We start from the raw sequence: 2,267 nt of genomic DNA on the forward strand, positions 1-2,267 counted from the left end.
GATGACCTGTGCAGGGCCACGGTGGATTGCATCCTCGTGGAGCTTCACATCCATCAGCCGGATCTTGAGGTTCTGCACCTGCTCGTCTGCGAGCGGGCCGCCGTCAAGGGCCTCGTGGAGACCATCAAGGACCAGTTCCATCGTCTCGTTCAGGTACTGGATACCCTTTGTCATGTCGAGGAAGACATTGGTGGTGTAGATATCCTTGACATTCTTCGCCTCATCCTTATCCATGCCAAGGCCGACAAGCACATCACGCCGCTCGAGCTGGCTCATGTTCATCGAGACATCGCCGTTCTGGATTGCATCGACAATAGCCTGGTCAAGGGGCTCAACCTCGATATAGAACCGGTTGTGGCGGTTTGGCGACTTTCCTTCGACAGGCCCTGCCTTTGTGGTGACTGTCTCACGGTAGACGACGATAGGTTCAGACGTCACGATATCGACGTTCTTGTCACGGCGGATACGGCCGGTGATAACCTCAAGGTGGAGTTCTCCCATACCGGCGATTAAGTGCTCACCGGTCTCTTCATTGATGTTGACACGGATCGTCGGATCTTCCTTGGCAACCTGACGGAGCACTTCGACGAGCTTTGGCAGATCCTTCATGTTCTTTGCCTCGACTGCAACAGTCATGACAGGCTCTGAGTAGTGTTTCAGCGACTCAAATGGTGTCATCTCTTTGCTGGAGGTGACAGTCGATCCGACGATTGCATCCTTTAAGCCGGTTACAGCAGCAATATTGCCTCCGACGATCTGTTCGACCTCAACACGGCTTGGGCCCATGAAGATGCCGACCTGCTGGAGGCGGTTGCCCTTTCCAGCTGTTCCGACAACAAAGAGCTCCATCCCACGGCTGAGCTTTCCTGAGAAGAGACGGCCGGTTGCGACCTCGCCTGCATGGGGATCAAAGGAGATGTCGGTGACCATCATGGCAACTGCGCCTTTCGGGTCGCAGGTGAGCATCGCCTTTCCTTCGGCGGATTCCTTGTCACCATGCCAGATGATCGGGATACGCCGTTTCTGTGCATCGATTGGGTTTGGAAGGTGCTTTACGACGATATCAAGGATCACTTCGTGAAGCGGGCTTGACTTGGCAAGCGCTTTCATGTCACCGGCATTGCACTTGTCGATGACTTCCTTGAAGGAGACGCCGCTCTTCTGCATATATGGGATTGAGACTGCCCAGTTGTAGAGAGCAGATCCAAAGGCAACGGTGCCGATCTGGGCATCGAGCTTCCATCCGCCTTCGGTGTACATCTTCTCGTTCATCCCTTTGATCAGCTTGTTGACCTTGTCAATGACACGGCCGAGCCGGATCATCATCTCCTGCGGGTCGACCTTCAGCTCGTTGATAAGGCGATCGACCTTGTTGATGAAGAGTACCGGCCTGACACCCTCTTTCAGTGCCTGCCTGAGAACGGTCTCGGTCTGGGGCATCGGGCCTTCGACTGCATCGACGAGGACGATGGCACCATCGACTGCACGCATTGCCCGTGTGACGTCGCCACCGAAGTCGACGTGACCGGGGGTATCGATCATGTTGATCAGGTACTCATTCCCGCCGTACTCGTGGACCATCGAGACGTTCGATGCATCGATTGTAATTCCTCGAGCCTGCTCTTCCTCATCGGAGTCCATGAAGAGCTGTCTGCCTGAGAGCTCTTCTGAGATCATCCCTGCTCCGGAGAGGAGATTATCTGAGAATGTGGTCTTCCCATGGTCGATGTGTGCAACGATACCAATGTTACGGATAAATTCGGGCTTGTCCATCAGCTCCGAAACTTTCTCCACCATCTTTTTGCCGCGTGACATAATTCACCAAAAAAAGTATTGATTAGCGGGCGGACTTTGCAATCCGCTCGACTTCTTCCTTCTTACCGACAGAGAAACATTTCGAGTCGCCTTTTGATGCGGCGATCAGCTCATCGGCAAGCACCTGGGCTGCTGAGCGCTTCTTTTTGTGGGCTCCCTTCCAGACACCGGTTGCGATATATTTCATTGCGGTGTTTACCCTTCGGATCGGTGCGGTGTCAACAGACTTTGGCACGTTGATACCACCGTACTTCAGACGAACCGTCTCTTCACGGGGTCCGGCATTGGCGACTGCATCGACGAGAACCTGGATCGGGTTCTGCTTGGTCTTTGTGTGGATGATATCGAATGCATCCATCACAATCCTTGTGCAGAGCTGCTTTTTTCCGCTGTTGTGCTCGACCTGCATCAGGCGGTTGATCAGCCGCTCGACGATTGCCATTGAGGATTTG

The 2,267-nt window shown here is 54.0% G+C and carries 2 protein-coding genes; both read right to left on the reverse strand.

All coding sequences use genetic code 11. The features are described 5' to 3' along the window. On the reverse strand, positions 1 to 1,815 hold a 1,815-nt coding region (locus QCH34_RS11005), incomplete at its 3' end, for an elongation factor EF-2 (RefSeq protein WP_300334087.1). 22 nt (positions 1,816 to 1,837) lie between these two features. After that, a partial coding sequence (locus QCH34_RS11010; protein ID WP_300334089.1) for a 30S ribosomal protein S7 occupies positions 1,838 to 2,267 on the reverse strand: 430 nt, incomplete at its 5' end.

The sequence above is a fragment of the Methanocalculus sp. genome, from assembly GCF_029762515.1.
GTDB lineage: Archaea > Halobacteriota > Methanomicrobia > Methanomicrobiales > Methanocorpusculaceae > Methanocalculus.